Consider the following 17,423-nt stretch of genomic DNA (forward strand, 5'->3'; position numbering starts at 1 on the left):
AGTGAATGTGATTGTGAATGTGAAGACCCAAGCCCCGACTTGGCGAAGGTACTCAGGCGCGTGCTCAGTGGTGTTTGTGGCTTTCGGGTTTGCGTGCATTGGCAGCAGGCACCGCAGGTTGGGCAGATGCGGCGGCGGGCGCGGGTGCATCCGGCGCACGCGGCGTGTCCATCACCGGGCCCGTGTATTCATGCGCTTGCGTGCCCACCGGTTGTTTGTAATCGCCGGGGTCACTGTAATCACCGCGCTTTTGCTCTGCCCGCACTTTGAGCGTGGTGAACATGCCGCCCATCTCCACCGGGCCATAAGGGCCGGTGCCGGTCATCATGGGGAAAGTGTTGGCGGGCAACTCCATTTCCATCGCGCCCATATCGGCCATGCCGCGCTCACCCATGACCATGTAGTCGGGAATGAGTTTGCCGATTTTTTGGACCAGCCCCCGGTGGTCCACACCGATCATGGTGGGCACATCGTGGCCCATGGCCCCCATGGTGTGGTGGCTCTTGTGGCAGTGCATGGCCCAGTCGCCGGGCTCGTCAGCGACAAACTCCAGCTGCCGCATCTGGCCCACCGCCACGTCGGTGGTCACCTCGGGCCAGCGCGCCGTTTTGGGCACGGGGCCGCCGTCGGTGCCGGTCACCTCAAACTCAATGCCATGGATGTGTACCGGGTGGTTGGTCATGGTCAGGTTGCCCACACGCACGCGCACACGGTCGTGCAAGCGTGCCACCAGCGGGCTGATGCCCGGAAACACGCGGCTGTTCCAGCTCCAAATGTTCTGGTCCAGCATGGTGTTGACGTTGGGCGTTTTGGCACCCGGCGTCACATCAAACGCGTTGAGCAAAAAGGCGTAATCGCGGTCCACCTCGGCGATCAGCGGGTGCGGGCCTTTGGGGTGGGTGATCCACAGGCCCATCATGCCCATGGCCATTTGCGTCATCTCGTCAGCGTGCGGGTGGTACATGAAGGTGCCGGGGCGGCGCGCCACAAACTCGTAAACCCAGGTTTTGCCCACGGGAATCTGCCTTTGGTTCAAGCCTCCCACGCCGTCCATGCCGTTGGGCAGGCGCTGGCCGTGCCAGTGCACGGTGGTGTGCTCGGGCAATTTGTTGGTCACATAAATGCGCACCTTGTCGCCCTCAACCACCTCGATGGTCGGGCCGGGGCTTTGGCCGTTGTAACCCCACATGTTCACGACAAAGCCCGGTGCCATTTCGCGCACCACCGGCTCGGCCACCAGGTGGAACTCTTTCACGCCGTCCTTCATGCGAAAGGGCAAAGTCCAGCCGTTCAGGGTGACCACCGGCTTGTAGGGACGCCCTGCGCCCGTCACGCCCGGGGGGGTCCAAGGCGGCGCGGTGTTGGGGCGGGTCTGAATGACGGGCTCGGGCAAGGCGGCCAATGCGCTGCGGCTGACAGCGGTGGTGGCGACAGCAGCCCCTGCCACGGTACCGGCCACGCTGCCTGCGGCGGCCATGGCTTTGTGAAAAAAATCTCGGCGTTGCATGGTCAATGTCCTGCGGTGTTGGGGTTGGTGGGTTTGGTGGGGTTGGTGGATTGGGACGCGTCAGCGGCATCGGTGCCCGGCGCATAAGGCAAGCCAGCCAGCACAGCGGCCAGATCGGCCTGAGCCAACCAAGCCTGGCGCTGCGCTTGCAAGGCCGCGTCCACGCTGTCGATGCGGGTGCGGGCACCGGCCAGCAAGTCCCACGTGCTTTTGAGCATGCCGTTGTAACGCAGCCCGGTTTCTTGCAAGAGCTCGGTGTGCAAACGCAGCACTTCGGCCTGCGTGTTGTGCGCCGTCTGCCGGGCCACCTGCAAAGCGGTCACCGCCACTTGCACATCGGCCCGAATCTGCCGTGCCAGGCGATCGGCCTGTCGGCGCGCTTGCCAAGCGGCCTCCACCTCGTGGCCCCAGCGAAGGGTGCGCGGGTTCCATAAGGGCGCATCCTGGCCAGCCTGCCCGGACTGCGCGATCAGGGCTGCTTCGGCCGCTTGCAAGTCGGCTGCGTTCAGCCCCAGGCCCGCCATCAGGCGTTGGGCCTGCAGGTCGTCCAAAGCCCAGCGCAAATTCGCCCGGAGTGCCTGCGCCTGCAAGGCCGCCACATCGGCCAGCGGGCCAAGCGCTGGCACCTCAAGCGCACCCGATGTCGCCAGATCAGGCACTTGCTGCGGCATTTGCTGAGACATGTTCTCCGACGCTCTTTCCGGCAGCTGCTTGGGCAAGTGCAAGGGCAGCTGCTGCGCCATCGCTTGCACCGTCATACCAGCACCGACGCGTTGCCACAGCGCGTGACTTGTGCGCTCAGCTTGCAGCTGGGCTTTGTCCAAGCGTGTGCGGGCCTCCCACAGCGGCAGCTCTTCCTGGATTTGGCGTGCACGACTCCAGTTGCCCACCTGCGCCATGCGTTGGCCCAACTCGGCCCCGGCTTCTGCCACTGCCACAATGTCACGGCTGAGCGCGACCGACTGGCGGCTGACCACCGCATCGACCCACAACTTTTGCACTTGCCAGCGCAAAGCCGCCGCTTGCTGGCGCACTTGGGCCTGCTCTAAGGCACTCATGCCGGGTTTGAGCCACTTCGCCTCTTCTTGCAAGGCCAAACGGATGGCACGTGCCAGCGTCAGCTGACCGGCCTCAGAAGTTGCAGGCACATCCTGTGTCTGCGGCGTGTTGTTTTTCTCCCAGCGCAGCAAATCTGCATGGCCACGCGGAAACTGGCCCACCGCCTGGTTGGCATCCTGCCAACTCAACGGGGCATTGCCTTCACGACCCGATGACGGAGCAGCAAACGGGACAGCGGGCGGTGCCGTGTGCCCATGGCTGTGGGCAGGCTCACTGTGGGTTTGCGCCATGGCTTTGGGCCCCATGACCGTCAGCAAGGCAGCGAGCAGGGTTGATGCACCCTGCATGCGTTTGATAAACATCTTCATACCGATTTCCTGAACGAAACGAACACGGCACCTGCTTGCCTCAGTGGCAAGCAGACGCAACTGTGGCGTGAAACTCAGGAAATCGGGGGTTTGATGAGCGGCGAAATTGCCTGGCCTGCAGGTTGTCGTGTCTCACCGATGGGCAGTGGGTGAGACTGAAACACGGGCAACACCAGTGGCCACCAGGCCAAGCTGGCGCTTTGATGGCACACGCCACAGAGCTGACAAGTCGCATCATGGCAATCGGCTCGGGGATGGGCGTCATCACTCGCAGCCTGAGACGGTGCCATGCTTTCATGGCAGTCGTGGGCCGCCTGCGCCTCAAGCCCAGCCTGTGGCATGGCGCTGGCATGAACCTGTGTTGGCAGGTGATGCGCGCTGCTTTCTGGCATCGTCATCCAAGCCCCGGCCCACAGCCGCAAGGGCATCAGACAAAGCAGGAAACAAAGAAAAAAGCGGCGCATCTTTTGATCATAAGCGAACACCTGCCGCCCGTGCAGACCCAAGCCACAAGGCCTTGGTGCTGGCACCCCATGAACGCCTCGAATCCTCGATTCAAACAAAGGCGTGCAGTCGGCCGTGACGCGGCAAAGATAGGGCTAAAACAGGGCGGCGGGGGTATGCCCCCCGCGCTCAAGCACGCAAGCGCTGCAACAAAGCTGCCGTCGAAGCGTCCAGCCCCGTCGCGTCACCCGACACGATGCGGGCATGGATGTCTTTGGCCAGCACTTTGCCCAGCTCCACACCCCATTGGTCAAAACTGTTGATGCCCCAGACCGAGCCGCTGACGAACACGCGGTGTTCTTGCAGGGCAATCAATGCGCCCAAGCTGGCGGGGGTCAACTCATCAAGCAACAAAAACGTGCTGGGCCGGTTGCCCGTGAAGTGCTTGTGCCCGCCCTCGTCGTCCTTGCCTAACATCAGGGCCTGCGCCTGCGCGATCACATTGGCCAGCAACAATTCGTGGTGGTCTTTCAGGCTGTGCGTGGGCTTTTTCACGGCGATGAACTCCAGCGGCACCACGTCGGTGCCCTGGTGCAGCATCTGAAAATAAGCGTGCTGCCCGTTGGTGCCCGGCTCGCCCCACAACACCGGCGAAGTGCCATAAGGCAGCGCTTGGCCATTGCGGTCCACACGCTTGCCGTTGCTCTCCATCTCGAGCTGTTGCAAATACGCAGGCACGCGTCGCAAAGCGCTGTGGTAGGGCGCAATCGAGCGGCTGGTGTAGTTCAAAAAGTTGCGGTACCAAACATCCAGCAGGCCCAAACGCACAGGCAAATTGGCCTCTGGTGGTGCGGTCTGAAAGTGCTGGTCCATCGCATGTGCGCCCGCCAGCAGTTCTTTGAAGCCCTGAGCGCCGATGGCAATGGCTACTGGCAAGCCAATGGCCGACCACATGGAATAGCGACCGCCCACCCAATCCCAAAAGCCAAAGGTGGTGCTGATGCCGAACTCGGCTGCAGCCGCCACGTTGGTGGTGAGCGCGGCAAAGTGGCGGGCCACATCGTGGCCGCCTTGTGCCCGAAACCACTGCAAAGCCGAACGGGCGTTGGTCATGGTTTCGGTGGTGGTGAAGGTTTTCGATGCGATCAAGAACAGCGTGTTCTCAGCCTTCAAGCCCTTGAGCACAGCGGCCAGTTCATGTCCGTCCACATTCGAAACAAAGTGAAAGCGCTTGCCCGGCAGCACAAAGTCCTGCAGCGCCAGCACCGCCATTTGCGGCCCCAAGTCGGAGCCCCCAATGCCGATGTTCACCACATCGGTGATCTGAGCGTCGGCGCGAATTTGCTCAGCGTAAGCCAGCATGGGCTTCAGGGTGCCGTGCACCAGCTTCAAGGGCTCGGCCAATGGGCCAGCCAAAGAGCCCTCGGGTTGCCGCAGCAACCAATGCATCACAGGCCGGTCTTCGGTGTGGTTGATGTGCTCACCCCGAAACATGGCATCGCGGTGCGCGGTCAAACCGGTTTGGCGCGCCAGCTCTTGCAGCAGCGCTTCGGTGGCGGCATCCACATGGTTTTTAGACAAATCGGCGAACACATGGGCCGCTTGCTGGCTCAGGGTATCGGCACGTTGCGCATCGGCGGCAAAAGCGCTGCGCAAATCAAAGTCGGCAAAGTGGCCCGCGTGGGCCTGCAAGGCCTTCCAAGCCGGGGTTTGGTCACAACGCATGTTCAGGCCTTCTTCATCATGTCTTCCAACTTGACCGCATCGGCACAGAAGGCTCGGATGCCTTCGGCCAGCTTCTCGGTGGCCATCGCGTCTTCGTTCAGCGCCAGGCGGAACGAAGCTTCGTCATAAGCCATCGCGGGCAAGTCCATCGTTTTCGCGGCAGCGGCATCGAGTGCCAGGCCCAAAGGCGCATCGGTGGCGGCCAGCTGGGCCAACAGCTCAGGGCTGATGGTCAGCAAATCGCAACCGGCCAAAGCCGTGATCTGGCCCACGTTGCGAAACGACGCGCCCATGACTTCGGTGGCAATGCCGTGTTTCTTGTAATGGTTGAAGATGGCCCGCACCGACTGCACACCGGGGTCGTTCGCGCCCGACTTGGCAGCCTCGTCCCAAGCAGCGCCAGCGGTCTTTTTGTACCAGTCGTAAATGCGGCCCACAAAAGGCGAGATCAGCTGCACTTTGGCTTGGCCACAGGCCACGGCCTGGCAAAACGCGAACAACAGCGTCAGGTTGCAGCGGATGCCTTCGCGCTCCAGCTCGGCTGCGGCCTGAATGCCTTCCCAAGTCGAGGCGATCTTGATCAACACGCGCTCACGCCCAATGCCTTGCGCCTCGTAAAGCGCCATGATGCGGCGGGCCCGCGCCACGGTGGCGGCGGTGTCAAAGCTCAGGCGAGCGTCCACTTCGGTCGAGACACGGCCGGGAATGGTCTTCAATATTTCGCAGCCAAAACGCACCAGCAAATGGTCCATCACCACGTCCAGCGGCTGGCCACGGTGGGCCGCCACAGACTCGGTCAACAAGGGCGCATATTCGGGCTTTTGCACCGCCTTGAGGATCAGCGACGGGTTGGTCGTCGCGTCTTGCGGCTGAAACTGGGCCAATTGCTTGAAGTCACCGGTATCGGCCACCACGGTGGTGAATTGTTTGAGAGCGTCGAGTTGGTTCATGGCGTTGCGTACAAGTTGGCAAAAAGGGGGACAAACCTCCGTCAGGGTGATTGCTGCTGCAACAGCGGCATGCCTGCAGATGAAATATTTGTCGGGTATTTGAAAGCTGGCTTGAATTATCCGTGAAACAAAGTTACATTACAAATCAATTTTTCATGTAACTCAAGAACATCATGGCTTTTGATCTTGTTTTCTTTGGCGGCACGGGCGATCTGGTCTGGCGCAAACTCATGCCTGCCTTGTTTCAGGCCTTCCGACACGACACCCTGCCCGAAGGCGGTCGCATCATCGGCGTGGGCCGCGACGACCTGACGGACGAACAATACCGCCAGCAAATCCAGTCGCGCTTTGAACAGGTCGAAGGTGACAAGCGCCCCAACCCTGAAGAATTTGCCCGCTTTGCCAGCATGCTGTGCTACGTGCGCATGGACTTGTCCAAACCAGAGGCATACGCCATGCTGTCAGCCCGCTTGGCCGAACGCGAAACCGACAACGTGGTGATGTATTTGTCCACCGCGCCCAGCTTGTTCACCACGGTGTGCGAGCAACTGGCCGCCAACGGGCTGAACACGCCCAAGACCCGCATCGTGCTCGAAAAGCCGCTGGGCCACGACCTGGCCTCCAACCGCGCCATCAACGAAGCGGTGGGCAAGGTCTTCAAAGAGCAGCAGATCTTCCGCATCGACCACTATCTGGGCAAACCTGCGGTGCAAAACCTGTTTGCCATGCGCTTTGGCAACGCCCTGTTTGAACCCCTGTGGCGGCGCGAGCACATTGCCAACATCCAGATCACCATGTCCGAAGAGCTGGGCGTAGAAAAACGCGGTGGCTTTTACGAGACCACCGGCGCACTGCGCGACATGGTGCAAAACCATGCGCTGCAACTGCTGTGCGCGATCGCCATGGAGCCGCCCATCAACGCCCATGCCGACGCGATTCGCGACGAAAAACTCAAGGTGCTTCGCGCCCTGAAACGCTGGACACCCGAAACGCTCAGCCAGCATGTGATCCGGGGCCAATACAGCGCGGGCAACGTCTTTGGCCATGCTGTGGCCGGCTACCGCGAGGAGCCCGGCGTGAACCCCAGCAGCGGCACCGAGACCTTTGTGGCGCTGCGCACCGAGATCGCCAACTGGCGATGGGCGGGCGTGCCGTTTTATATCCGTACCGGCAAGCGCATGGCCTCACGCGAGGCGCACATCGAGATCAATTTCCGCCAGACGCCGCACGAGATTTTCAAGAGCCCAGTGGGACATGCCAACAAACTCGTCATCCACCTGCAACCCAAGGACGGGCTGGAGCTGCACCTGTTTGCGCAAGGCCAAAGCAAGCGCGGCGAAGGCAGCAGCGGTGCCACCCTGAGCCCGGTGCACCTGGATCTGGACTTTGACAAGCGCTTTGGCAGCCAGCGCGTGGGCGCTTACGAACGCCTGCTGCTCGACGTGCTCGATGGCCGCCTGAACCTGTTCGTGCGCAGCGACGAACAAGAAGAAGCTTGGCGCTGGGTCGAGCCGATCCTGCAACACTGGAAAAACGACACCATCGGCCCACGCCCTTACGCCGCAGGCACCTGGGGCCCGAGCGCATCGAGCGCGATGATTGCGCGCGACGGCTTTTGCTGGTCCGAAGAAATTTAAACCGAAAGACACACCATGCTCGAACGAATCAAGGCTTCTTTGCCCTCCCTGGCCCCGGCCGAGCAACGTGTGGGCAAGCTGGTGCTGGCCGATCCTCGGGCTTTTGCCAACTTGCCGGTCACCGAACTGGCCGATCGCTCGCATGTGAGCAAACCGACTGTGGTGCGCTTTTGCCGCAGCATGGGCTACGACGGCCTGTCGGACTTCAAACTCAAACTGGCCGGCAGCGTGAGCGAAGGCGTGCCCTTCATCCACCGCAGTGTGGACGTGGACGACAAAACCAGCGACATCGCGGTCAAGGTGATCGACAACACGGTGGCGGCGTTTTTGAAGTACCGCAACGACGCCAGCTCGTTTGCTTTAGAGCACGCTGCCCAAGCCCTGGCCGCGACCCAAAAGACCAACCGACGCATCGAGTTTTATGGCGTGGGCAACTCCGGCATCGTGGCGCAAGACGCACAGCACAAATTCTTTCGCCTGGGCGTGAATGCCATTGCCTACAGCGACGGCCACATGCAAGTCATGAGCGCCTCGATGCTCAAGCCGGGCGACTGCGCTGTGATCATCTCCAACTCGGGCCGCACCCGTGACCTGATGGACGCCTGCGACATCGCCAAAAAGCAAGGTGCGACCACCATTGTCATCACCGCCAGCGGCTCACCCTTGGCCAGTGCCGGGCACATCCACCTGACAGCCGACCACCCCGAGGGCTACGACAAATACAGCCCCATGGTCTCGCGTCTGTTGCACTTGCTGATCATCGACATTTTGGCCACCACAGTGGCCCTGCGCATTGGCGAAGAACTGCAACCCAATTTGCGCGACATGAAGAACAACCTGCGCAGCAAACGCTACACCTGACCGCAAAGGGCATGGACCCCCGATCAAGTCGGGGGTGACAAATTGGTCATACCCAGCACAAGCACTTGCCATACCCAGCACAAGCACTTGTCATACCCGGCTCGACCGGGTAACCATGCGCAGCGAAGGCGTTATGCCCAGCTGAGGCGTATTGCGGTGCCGCAGCCGCCGTGCACTGGGCTGCGCACACTGACTTGGGCACCGTGCTGGCTGGCGATTTCTTTCACGATGGCCAAACCCAAACCACTGCCCGACAAGCCCGAAGGCGCGGCGCGGTAAAAGCGCTCGAACACATGTGCTTGGTGCTCTGGCGCGATGCCCGGACCATCGTCTTCCACTTCAAACCAGTGCGCGCCCACCCGCACCGTGATCTGCGTGCCCGCAGGCCCGTGGTGAATGGCGTTGTCGATCAAATTGCTCAAGGCCTCGTGCAGCAACAAGTCCACGCCGTGCACCTCGCATTGGGCCACTTGCAACTCCAGCCCCAGGTCATCGCCCAATTGGTGGGCACGCATCAAATGCTCTTGCGTCACCCGCTTGGCCAGCGCCACCACATCCACGGTTTGGGGGCTGTGCATTTCGCGGGCGTGCTCGACACGGGTCATGGCCAGCAGTTGTTCGGTCAAGCGCACCGCGTCGTCGGTGGTTTGGCGTGCGGCCGACATCAAGGCTTGCGCCTGCTCAGGCTCGGCGTTGCGCTGCGCCAATGCCAGCTGGGTTTTCAGGGCGGTCAAGGGCGTGCGCAGTTGGTGCGCCGCGTTGTCCAAAAAACGTTTGCGAATATCGATCAGCCGTCCCAGTCGCTCCAGGTAGCTGTTGAGCGTGTCGATCAGCGGACGCAACTCGCGTGGCAAATCGGGCGGCTGAATGGGCGAAAAATCGTCATCTGCTTTGTGCGCCAGTTGTTGGCGAAACGCCTCCAGTGGCCGAATCCCGCGCTGCACGCCCAACACCACCAACAGCGCAGCGGCCAAGAGCAACAAACCTTGGCTGCCCAAGGTGTCCCACAAAATATGCTGAATGAGTTGTTGCCGCGCTTCCATGGTTTCGGCCACGGTGATCTTGATGAGCGCCTCGGCCGGCCCCGTCTCTTCCATGACGTGGGTCAGCTCGGCCAGACGCACGGGCTGGTTCAGGTACACGCCATCGTCAAACTGAACCAAGGCAAAGTACTTGACCGCCGATTTGTCACGCACAGGGGCGCTGGGCAGCGCGGCATCGCCGGCCAACCACTGTCCCCCGACCGAGGTGACCTTGTAAAACAGGCGCGAACCTGTGTGATTTTCAAACAGATAGCCAGCCGCTTTGAGCACATCCAATTGCAAGCGGCCATCGCGCCACTCCAGCTCTTCGGCCAAGGTGCGGGCCGCCAAGTACAAAGAACGGTCGTAGGCTTCGTTGGCCGCTTGCACCGCATTGCCATAGCCCACCCAGGCGTTCACCCCGATCAAGCCCATCAAAGGCCACAAGATCCAACTCAGCAAGCGCCTGCGCAAAGAGGCGACCGCTTTGAATCGGCTGGCAGGCATGGGGCTCTTGCTCAAACGGCCTGCCCCGCTGGCAGGGTCAGCATGTAGCCCATGCCGCGAAACGTGGTGATGGTGACTTCGGGCTGGCCTGCCGCGCTGGCCAGCGCCGACTCGAACTTTTTGCGCAAACGGTAAATCAGCACCTCCACCGCCTCCAGCCCGGTGGCCTCGTCGGCAAACACGTCGGCATGCAGTTGCTCTTTGCTCACCGTGCGCTGCGGCGACTCCAGCAGCACCCGCAGCGCAGCGGCTTCGCGCTTGGTCAAGGCCAAGGGCTGGCCATGGAGCTGAACGGCACCGCTGTCGACCTGCATCTCAAGCGGTCCGCAGCGCAGCACAGCAGGCTTGATGCGGCCATGGCGGCGCAGCAACACCTGCAAACGCGCCTCCAACTCGCTCAAATCAAAGGGTTTGGGCAAATAGTCGTCAGCCCCCATGTTCAAACCCAACACCCGGTCGGGCACGCTGGCACGGGCCGTCAAAATCAGCACCGGCACGGCATCGCCGCGCTCGCGCAGGGCTTGCAGCACGCTCAAGCCGTCGCGTCCGGGCAGCTGCAAATCGAGCAAAACCGCGTCAAAACCATGGCCCGGCTGCAAACACTGGTCGGCTTGCAGGCCATCGGTGGCAAAACTGACCGTCATGCCGCCTTGACGCAAAGCCGTGCCCAACCACAACGAAATGTCTGGCGTGTCTTCGACCAACAAGATCTGGGGCTTTAGGGTATTCACTGAACGAAATTGACAGGTGATTGACAGCTTGGGGCCGTGCCCAAGCTCAAAATGGTGGCTGTCTGCCAGCCTGATTGGCAGTGGTGCTTTGATTTTTACACAGGAGACTGAAATGCAAATGTCCAAACGCGACTTTCTGGCCCTCAGCGCTGCCGCAGGTGCGTCCATGGCCCTGCCCGCATGGGCTCAGGCCAAACCCCTGATTGCCAACATGAACATGTTTGTGCCCGCAGCACCTGGCGGCGGCTGGGACGGCACTGCCCGTGCCATGGAGCGTGCAGCCAAGGCCGCAGGCCTGGTGGGCAATATGCAATTTGAAAACGTCGGCGGCGCTGGCGGCATGGTCGGTCTGCCCCGTTTTGTGAACCAGCGCAAAGGCCAGGGCAACACCCTCATGGTCGGCGGCTCGGTCATGATCGGCGCAGGCATCGCCAACAAGAGCCCCGTCACCATCAAAGACGTCACAGCCATCGCCCGCCTGACCGAAGAAGCCGGCGTGATCGTGGTGCCTGCCAACGGCAAGATCAAGTCCTGGAAAGACTTGGAAGCGGCCATCAAGGCCAACCCCAAGGCCGTGTCGGTCGCAGGCGGCAGCGCTGGCGGCACCGACCACCTGATCTTGGGCATGCTCATCAAAGCCTTGGGCAAAAACCCCCGCGAAGCCGCCTATGTGGCGTTTGCCGGTGGTGGCCCCGCCAACGCGGCCATCCTGGGCGGCCAGGTCACCGCGGGCATTTCGGGCTGGTCTGAGTTCGAAGAGCAAATCAAAGCCGGCCGCATGATCCCATTGGCCGTGTCGGGCAAGCGCCGCATCCCGGGTGTCAGCGTGCCCACCCTGACCGAGTTGGGCGTCAACGTCACCGAATCCAACTGGCGCGGCGTGTTTGCGCCTCCCGGCATCTCGGCCGCTCAGCGCGAAGCCATGATCGACTTCGTCACCAAACTCAACGCATCGGCCCAGTGGCGTCAAGAACTGGAAACACGCAAATGGACCGACGCCTTCATGACCGAGCGCCCGTTTGAGCGTGACTTGGCCAAAGACATCGAAGAAAAAATCGTCTTGATGAAAGAGCTGGGTCTGGCATGACACCTTTTCATGTTGCCCTTTTGTTGGTCGCCCTGTGCGGGGTGGCCGCCTGGCAGGTCACGGTCATTCCTGAATCGTTGATGCAGATGACCGTGGGCCCTGTGCTGGCCCCGGGTGTGATCGTGGCCGCGCTCAGCGTGTTCGCCGTGCTTTATGGCATCAGCGCCTGGCGCGGCAGACAAGCTGACGAAAGCCAGGCTCCGGACCAATCGCCCCTGCCCGGCGCGAATGCCCGCGTGCTCAGCTTGCTGGGCGGCGGCGTGGCATTCATTGCGCTGGTGACACCACTGGGTTTTGTGATTCCCGGCACCTTGTGCGGCATGGGCGTTGCCCGTGCTTTCGATGCCCCACTGAACCTCAAGTCGGCCGGCATTTGCGCGGTCATTGCCAGCACGTTCTGGTTTGTCTTTGCCCAACTGTTGGGTGTGGGCTTGGGCCCTGCACTGCCTTGGTTGATTTGACGCGGGCCTGGCCCGCTTAACGCTGAGTTCTGAGCACTCAGCCTCGACGTTTCACGTTTTTCGATCGGATACCTCATGGAAGCTTTTAACGCTCTGATGGGTGGCTTTGCCAATGCCCTGCAACCCACCACCCTGATGTGGGGTTTCGTCGGTTGCTTTGTCGGCACTTTGGTGGGCGTGCTGCCTGGCATTGGCCCGGCCCTGACCATCGCCTTGCTGCTGCCCCTGACCTACCACGTGCCCGCCACCAGCATGTTCGTCATGTTCGCGGGCATTTATTACGGCGCGGCCTATGGCGGCTCCACCACCTCCATTTTGCTCAACACGCCAGGCGAATCATCGGCGGTGGTCACCGCACTCGAAGGCAACAAAATGGCCCGCAAAGGGCGTGCTGGCCAAGCACTGGCCACTGCGGCCATCGGCAGTTTTGTGGCCGGCACCATCGGCACGCTGGCCTTGACCTTTGTCGCCCCTTGGGTGGTTGAGGCCGCGCTGGCTTTTGGCCCGGCCGAATACTTCAGCCTCATGGTGGTGTCGGTCGTGGCAGTGTCGGCTGTACTGGGCAACTCTATGCTGCGAGGCCTGGTTACGTTGGGTCTGGGCCTGATGCTGGGCATGGTCGGCGTTGACTTGCAGACAGGTCAACCCCGCTTCACGTTTGGCCGCCCTGAGTTGCTCGACGGCATCGAAGTGACTGTTGCCGCGGTGGGACTGTTTGCAGTGGGCGAAGCCTTGTATCTGGCCTGGCAAGGGCGCGAATCCAAGACTGGCGAAGTCATGAAATTGACGGGCAGCCTGTGGATGAGCAAGAGTGACTGGTCACGCTCTTGGAAACCCTGGTTCCGAGGCGCCCTTTTTGGCTTCCCCATTGGGGCCATGCCCGCAGGCGGTGCCGAATTGCCCACCTTGCTGTCCTATTACACCGAGAAAAAACTCTCCAAGCACCCCGAAGAATTTGGCCACGGCGCGATCGAAGGCGTGGCGGGCCCCGAAGCCGCCAACAACGCTGCGGCAGCGGGTGTGCTGATGCCATTGCTCACCTTGGGCATCCCCACCTCGGCCACTGCGGCCATCATGCTGTCGGCCTTTGAAGGCTACGGCATCCAGACCGGCCCACAACTGTTCAGCCAACAAGGCAGCTTGGTGTGGACCCTGATCGCCAGCCTCTATATTGGCAACGTGATTTTGCTGGTGCTCAACCTGCCCCTGGTCAGCCTGTGGGTCAAGCTGCTCAAGATCCCACCGCCTTGGCTCTACGCCGGCATCATCGTGATCTCGACCGCAGGCGTTTATGGCGCAGGCAACTCGGTGTTCAACGTGGGCTTGCTGTTCGTGTTCGGCCTGCTGGGCTACATCATGCGGCGCTTTGACTTTCCGGCTGCGCCCCTGATCGTCGGCCTGATCCTCGCGCCACTGGGTGAACAGTCCATGCGGCAGGCCCTGACCATCAGCCAAGGCGAATGGTCTACGTTCTTCACCCGACCGCTGTCGGGCAGCTTGATGGCCATTGCCGCGCTGCTGCTGATCGGGCCCGCGCTTTGGCGACTGTTTCGCGCCAAGACGTCCTCTTGATCCGTAAAAACCCTCTTTGAAAACGTGCGCATTTTTGTTGTGATCAGTGGTTAAATTTTCACAAGGTCTGAGACATGAACGAACAAGATTCCGCCCTCATCCAACGCCGTGACTACCTCAAGTGGATGGGCGCGGCGGGCTTGGCGGCCACGGGGGTGTCTGGTCATGCGCAATCGGCCTGGCCCAACAAACCCATCCGCTGGATCGTGCCGTTCGCACCGGGCGGCACCTCCAGCATCGTGGCACGCACCATCGCGGCTGAGTTGACCAAACAAATGGGGGTTGCCTTCGTCATCGACAACAAAGGCGGCGGCGGCGGCGTGCCCGCCATGCAAGAAGTCATGCGCATGCCTGCTGATGGCTACACCATCGTCATGAGTCACATCGGTCTCATGGCGGTCAACCCCCTGATTTACCCCGACAGCGGCTACGACGTAAACAAAGATTTTGTGCCCGTCACCCTGCTGTCGCGCGTGCCCAGCTTGTTTGTGGTGCACAAAGACGTGCCCGCCACCGACATGAAGTCCTTGGTAGCCTATGTCAAGTCACGGCCCGGCCAGCTGAACTACGCTTCAGCAGGCAACGCCAGCGCGGGCCATTTGGCCATGGAAGCGCTCAAGCTGGCCACCGGCATGTTCATCACGCACATCCCCTACCGGGGCACCGGCCCAGCCCTCAACGACGTTCTGGCAGGCCGCATACAGTTGTTTTCGGCGGGCACACCTGCTTTGTTGCCCCACATCAAAAGCGGCACGCTGCGCTGCATTGCGGTGGGCACGCGCGAACGCATTTCGGTCTTGCCTGATGTGCCAACAGTGGCCGAGCTGGGCTACAAAGACTTTGAAACCGTGCAGTGGTACGGCATCACCGCACGCGCAGGCACACCACCCGAAATTTTGCTCAAACTGCAGCAAGAGTGCGCAAAAGCCATGAAATCACCCGACGTCATCGCCAAGTACGCGGCCGAAAGCGCCATTGCAGGCGGCGGCCCTGCCAGCGAATACGGGGCCTTTATTGCCCGCGAACAATCGCGCTGGAAAGAAGTGGTGATCAAAGCAGACATCAAACCGGGTTGATGCATACGCGCTGAATTTGCACTGAGTTCAAGTGCTTTTCTTCTTGCTGCGTCGACTTTGGATCATCGACACATTCATTTCGCCATCCAAAGTCGAGGCATAAAACCGCTCAATCATCTGCACCGAAGTTCTGGCATTGCGGGCCAAGGTCAACATATCAATGCCCTGCCCGTACAACAGACGGAACATGATGGAAGTGTGCCGCAAACAATAAAGCGTTCGGGGTCGGTTGTTGTCATCTGTTGTGGGCAAACCAGCCTCACGCATGACCCACTTGAACCAAAAACCGAGCACCGCCAGTGCGTAGTTCCGGTCTTTTTCGGCCGGCAAGAACACAAAATCATCTGGCTGCCCAAACCCCTGCGCTTTGGCGTGGCGCAACGCCGACTCGTACACATGGACCGCCGCTTGCATCGTCACCATCGGTTTGTCGTGCTTCTTGGTCTCGGGAAGATTCAAGCGCAAATAAACCGACTCACCCCGCACCACGGTGACGTGTTTGTGCTTCAGTTGCCGCAAGTCACCGGGCCTGAAAAAACTGTTCACCATGAAGCGGATGACCCAAAACATATCGGGGGCCAACAACATATTTCTGGGTGCAACCCAAAACCGATCCCGATGCCCATCTGACGATTTGAGCGGTGGGGCCTGCACACCCGATCGGGACATTTTCAGTGCCGTATGCGCCAACTTACGGTATTCCAGCAAAGACAACATCGATCGCGGCTTGGTGATCACCTTGATGCGCGGAAATTCAGGCACCTCTTTCAACAAGCCTTGACGAACCGCCAGCTTCAGCAACTTTCTGACCAGCACCAGATACTGAGAAACGGTGGTGGAGCTGAGCTGGTGTTGCGTCAAGCGCGACACAAAACCGTCCAGATCCACATGCGTCACTTGGGTGGGGGCAACGTATCTGAAAAACGGCAACACATGGGCTTCGAGTCTGTTTTTCTGAATTCCTACCGATGCGGCACTCAACTCGCCACGACCGACACGCTCCCACTCGGTGTCCAATAATTTCTCAGCGATGAAATTGAAGTTGTTTTTCTTCTCAAAGCTCCGCTGGTCTGTGGCAAAGGCCCCAATCGGATCAGCCTTGAGACTTTGACGCGGCTTGTCCAAGACGAGCGCGGGGGCTTGAGCCACGGCTTGCTGGCCGACCTCGATGCCGCCCTGGGTTTTGGCGCGCACACCCATCAAATCCCAACTTTTGACGGGCACCACATAAAAAGCCGGCTTGTTTTCGTGAAGAACAAGAAGAGGTGAGTTACCACATTCTCCAACCAAATTTAGCGTATCCGATAAAAATTCAGTTAAACCAACTAATTTGTTAACATTTGAAAAATTTATGATCATATAAGTTAGATTAAGACAGACTGACGTTCATGTCCGTATTGCACAGCACAGAGCGTCTCATTTCACCCTAGTTGCTCTGGCTGTTATGGCCGCTTCGGGCGCTGCTTTCGCTCAGTCTTCCGTGTCTTTGACAGGTAAGCTGCGTTTTGCTTACGGCACTGCCAAAACTGACGCTGGCGTCAAAACAACTGGTGTTGGCGTTACCGACGGTGACTGGAACATCGCTGCTGTGGAAGACTTGGGCGGTGGCTTGAAGGCCGGCGCTAACATGGCTCTGCGTTTGCGCGGCCGTGACGCTGCCACTGACGCCACTTCTACAGGCGTTGGCGCACGTCCACGTGACTCCAGCATGTACGTGACTGGCGATTTCGGTACCGTGACTGTTGGTGCCATTGAAGCCGGCAACGGCATCTTGGGCTTGGTCACTGCTGGCGGCCCAACTTACATCGGCTTGGATAACGGCGTGCAATTGGCCGGTGCTTCCAACGTTGACATCCTGCAATACACCAGCCCCGCCATGAACGGTTTCAGCTTCAAAGCGGCCACATTGGACGCAGTGGGCGGCGGCGGTTCACAAAACGGTGGTGCTTTGACCCTTTACGGCGCTAACTACGCCAACGGTCCTGTGTCTGCTGCTTTGGACGTGACCAAGTACGGTTCTTCCTTCGCTGCTGCTGCTAACAGCCGCACTCGCATCAGCGCCAACTACAACCTGGGCGTTGCCATTGTGGGCGCTGGTTACCAGAACGCTGACAACGGCGCTGCTGCTGCCAAGAAAGAAACCGCTATCAGCGTGTCTGCTCCTTTCGGCGCATTCAACGTTGGCGCTGTGTACGCTACCAGCAAGACCGATGGCACCGCGGGCAACAACACAGGTTACGACCTGGCTGTTCAGTACAACCTGAGCAAGCGCACTTACGTGGCATTGCAAGCTCAGTCCACTAAGACTGCTGGTGCCACTGCATCCGCTACCAACACACGCGTTCAGTTGGCTCACTCCTTCTAATCCCCCGCTGGCGCAAGCCAGCTGAGGTTTAAAAGACTCAAAAACCCACCG

The 17,423-nt window shown here is 60.4% G+C and carries 14 protein-coding genes; 7 read left to right on the forward strand and 7 right to left on the reverse strand.

All coding sequences use genetic code 11. The annotated features are described in order from the left end of the window. Nucleotides 1-64: 64 nt before the first annotated feature. The 4 genes from BN3544_RS07050 to tal all read right to left on the reverse strand — a co-directional run bounded on the left by BN3544_RS07050 (nt 65) and on the right by tal (nt 6,053). On the reverse strand, nt 65-1,507 hold the full coding sequence (locus tag BN3544_RS07050; RefSeq protein ID WP_019429829.1) for a multicopper oxidase family protein: 1,443 nt from the start codon (nt 1,505-1,507) through the stop codon (nt 65-67). Between the two features lie 2 nt (nt 1,508-1,509). Further along, nucleotides 1,510-2,934, reverse strand: a complete 1,425-nt coding sequence (locus BN3544_RS07055) for a TolC family protein (protein WP_019429830.1) — start codon at nt 2,932-2,934, stop codon at nt 1,510-1,512. Between the two features lie 633 nt (nt 2,935-3,567). Then, nucleotides 3,568-5,103 (reverse strand): glucose-6-phosphate isomerase, encoded by a 1,536-nt coding sequence (pgi, locus tag BN3544_RS07065; protein ID WP_019429832.1) that lies wholly within the window; start codon nt 5,101-5,103, stop codon nt 3,568-3,570. Between the two features lie 2 nt (nt 5,104-5,105). Beyond that, the gene (gene tal, locus BN3544_RS07070) at nt 5,106-6,053 is read right to left on the reverse strand and encodes a transaldolase (RefSeq protein ID WP_019429833.1); all 948 of its coding nucleotides are present in this window, start codon (nt 6,051-6,053) and stop codon (nt 5,106-5,108) included. Between the two features lie 173 nt (nt 6,054-6,226). Between tal and zwf the strand changes: the two genes are divergently transcribed. Both zwf and BN3544_RS07080 read left to right on the forward strand, forming a co-directional pair. Further along, nucleotides 6,227-7,690 carry a glucose-6-phosphate dehydrogenase gene (gene zwf / locus BN3544_RS07075; protein ID WP_019429834.1) on the forward strand — a complete coding sequence of 488 codons (1,464 nt, stop codon included), beginning with the start codon at nt 6,227-6,229 and terminating at the stop codon, nt 7,688-7,690. Nucleotides 7,691-7,705: 15 nt separating this feature from the next. Then, on the forward strand, nt 7,706-8,551 hold the full coding sequence (locus BN3544_RS07080; protein ID WP_019429835.1) for a MurR/RpiR family transcriptional regulator: 846 nt from the start codon (nt 7,706-7,708) through the stop codon (nt 8,549-8,551). A gap of 131 nt (nt 8,552-8,682) precedes the next feature. Here the strand turns inward: BN3544_RS07080 and BN3544_RS07085 are convergent, their stop codons facing one another. Both BN3544_RS07085 and BN3544_RS07090 read right to left on the reverse strand, forming a co-directional pair. Then, the gene (locus tag BN3544_RS07085; RefSeq protein WP_019429836.1) at nt 8,683-10,080 is read right to left on the reverse strand and encodes a sensor histidine kinase; all 1,398 of its coding nucleotides are present in this window, start codon (nt 10,078-10,080) and stop codon (nt 8,683-8,685) included. 11 nt (nt 10,081-10,091) lie between these two features. After that, nucleotides 10,092-10,811, reverse strand: a complete 720-nt coding sequence (locus BN3544_RS07090) for a response regulator transcription factor (RefSeq protein WP_036074976.1) — start codon at nt 10,809-10,811, stop codon at nt 10,092-10,094. A gap of 112 nt (nt 10,812-10,923) precedes the next feature. On the opposite strand from BN3544_RS07090, the gene BN3544_RS07095 reads away from it, so the two are divergent. From BN3544_RS07095 to BN3544_RS07110, 4 genes are all read left to right on the forward strand, one after another. After that, the gene (locus BN3544_RS07095; protein WP_026036624.1) at nt 10,924-11,898 is read left to right on the forward strand and encodes a tripartite tricarboxylate transporter substrate binding protein; all 975 of its coding nucleotides are present in this window, start codon (nt 10,924-10,926) and stop codon (nt 11,896-11,898) included. Next, nucleotides 11,895-12,359 carry a tripartite tricarboxylate transporter TctB family protein gene (locus BN3544_RS07100; protein WP_019429839.1) on the forward strand — a complete coding sequence of 155 codons (465 nt, stop codon included), beginning with the start codon at nt 11,895-11,897 and terminating at the stop codon, nt 12,357-12,359. Before BN3544_RS07095 ends, BN3544_RS07100 begins: the two co-directional genes overlap by 4 nt. A gap of 75 nt (nt 12,360-12,434) precedes the next feature. Continuing rightward, nucleotides 12,435-13,931, forward strand: coding sequence for a tripartite tricarboxylate transporter permease (locus tag BN3544_RS07105; protein WP_019429840.1), 1,497 nt, complete (start codon nt 12,435-12,437; stop codon nt 13,929-13,931). 74 nt (nt 13,932-14,005) lie between these two features. Further along, complete coding sequence (locus BN3544_RS07110) at nt 14,006-15,007, forward strand: Bug family tripartite tricarboxylate transporter substrate binding protein (protein ID WP_019429841.1); 1,002 nt, start codon at nt 14,006-14,008, stop codon at nt 15,005-15,007. Nucleotides 15,008-15,034: 27 nt separating this feature from the next. Here the strand turns inward: BN3544_RS07110 and BN3544_RS07115 are convergent, their stop codons facing one another. Then, the gene (locus BN3544_RS07115; RefSeq protein ID WP_231733913.1) at nt 15,035-16,231 is read right to left on the reverse strand and encodes a site-specific integrase; all 1,197 of its coding nucleotides are present in this window, start codon (nt 16,229-16,231) and stop codon (nt 15,035-15,037) included. Between the two features lie 220 nt (nt 16,232-16,451). Here BN3544_RS07115 and BN3544_RS07120 point away from each other — a divergent pair, with 220 nt between their 5' ends. Beyond that, entirely contained in the window at nt 16,452-17,372 is a 921-nt protein-coding gene (locus BN3544_RS07120; RefSeq protein WP_059355985.1) for a porin, read from the forward strand. Nucleotides 17,373-17,423: the final 51 nt, after the last annotated feature.

Origin of the sequence: Limnohabitans sp. Rim47, assembly GCF_001517545.1 — a bacterium.
Taxonomy (GTDB): Bacteria; Pseudomonadota; Gammaproteobacteria; order Burkholderiales; family Burkholderiaceae_C; genus Limnohabitans_A.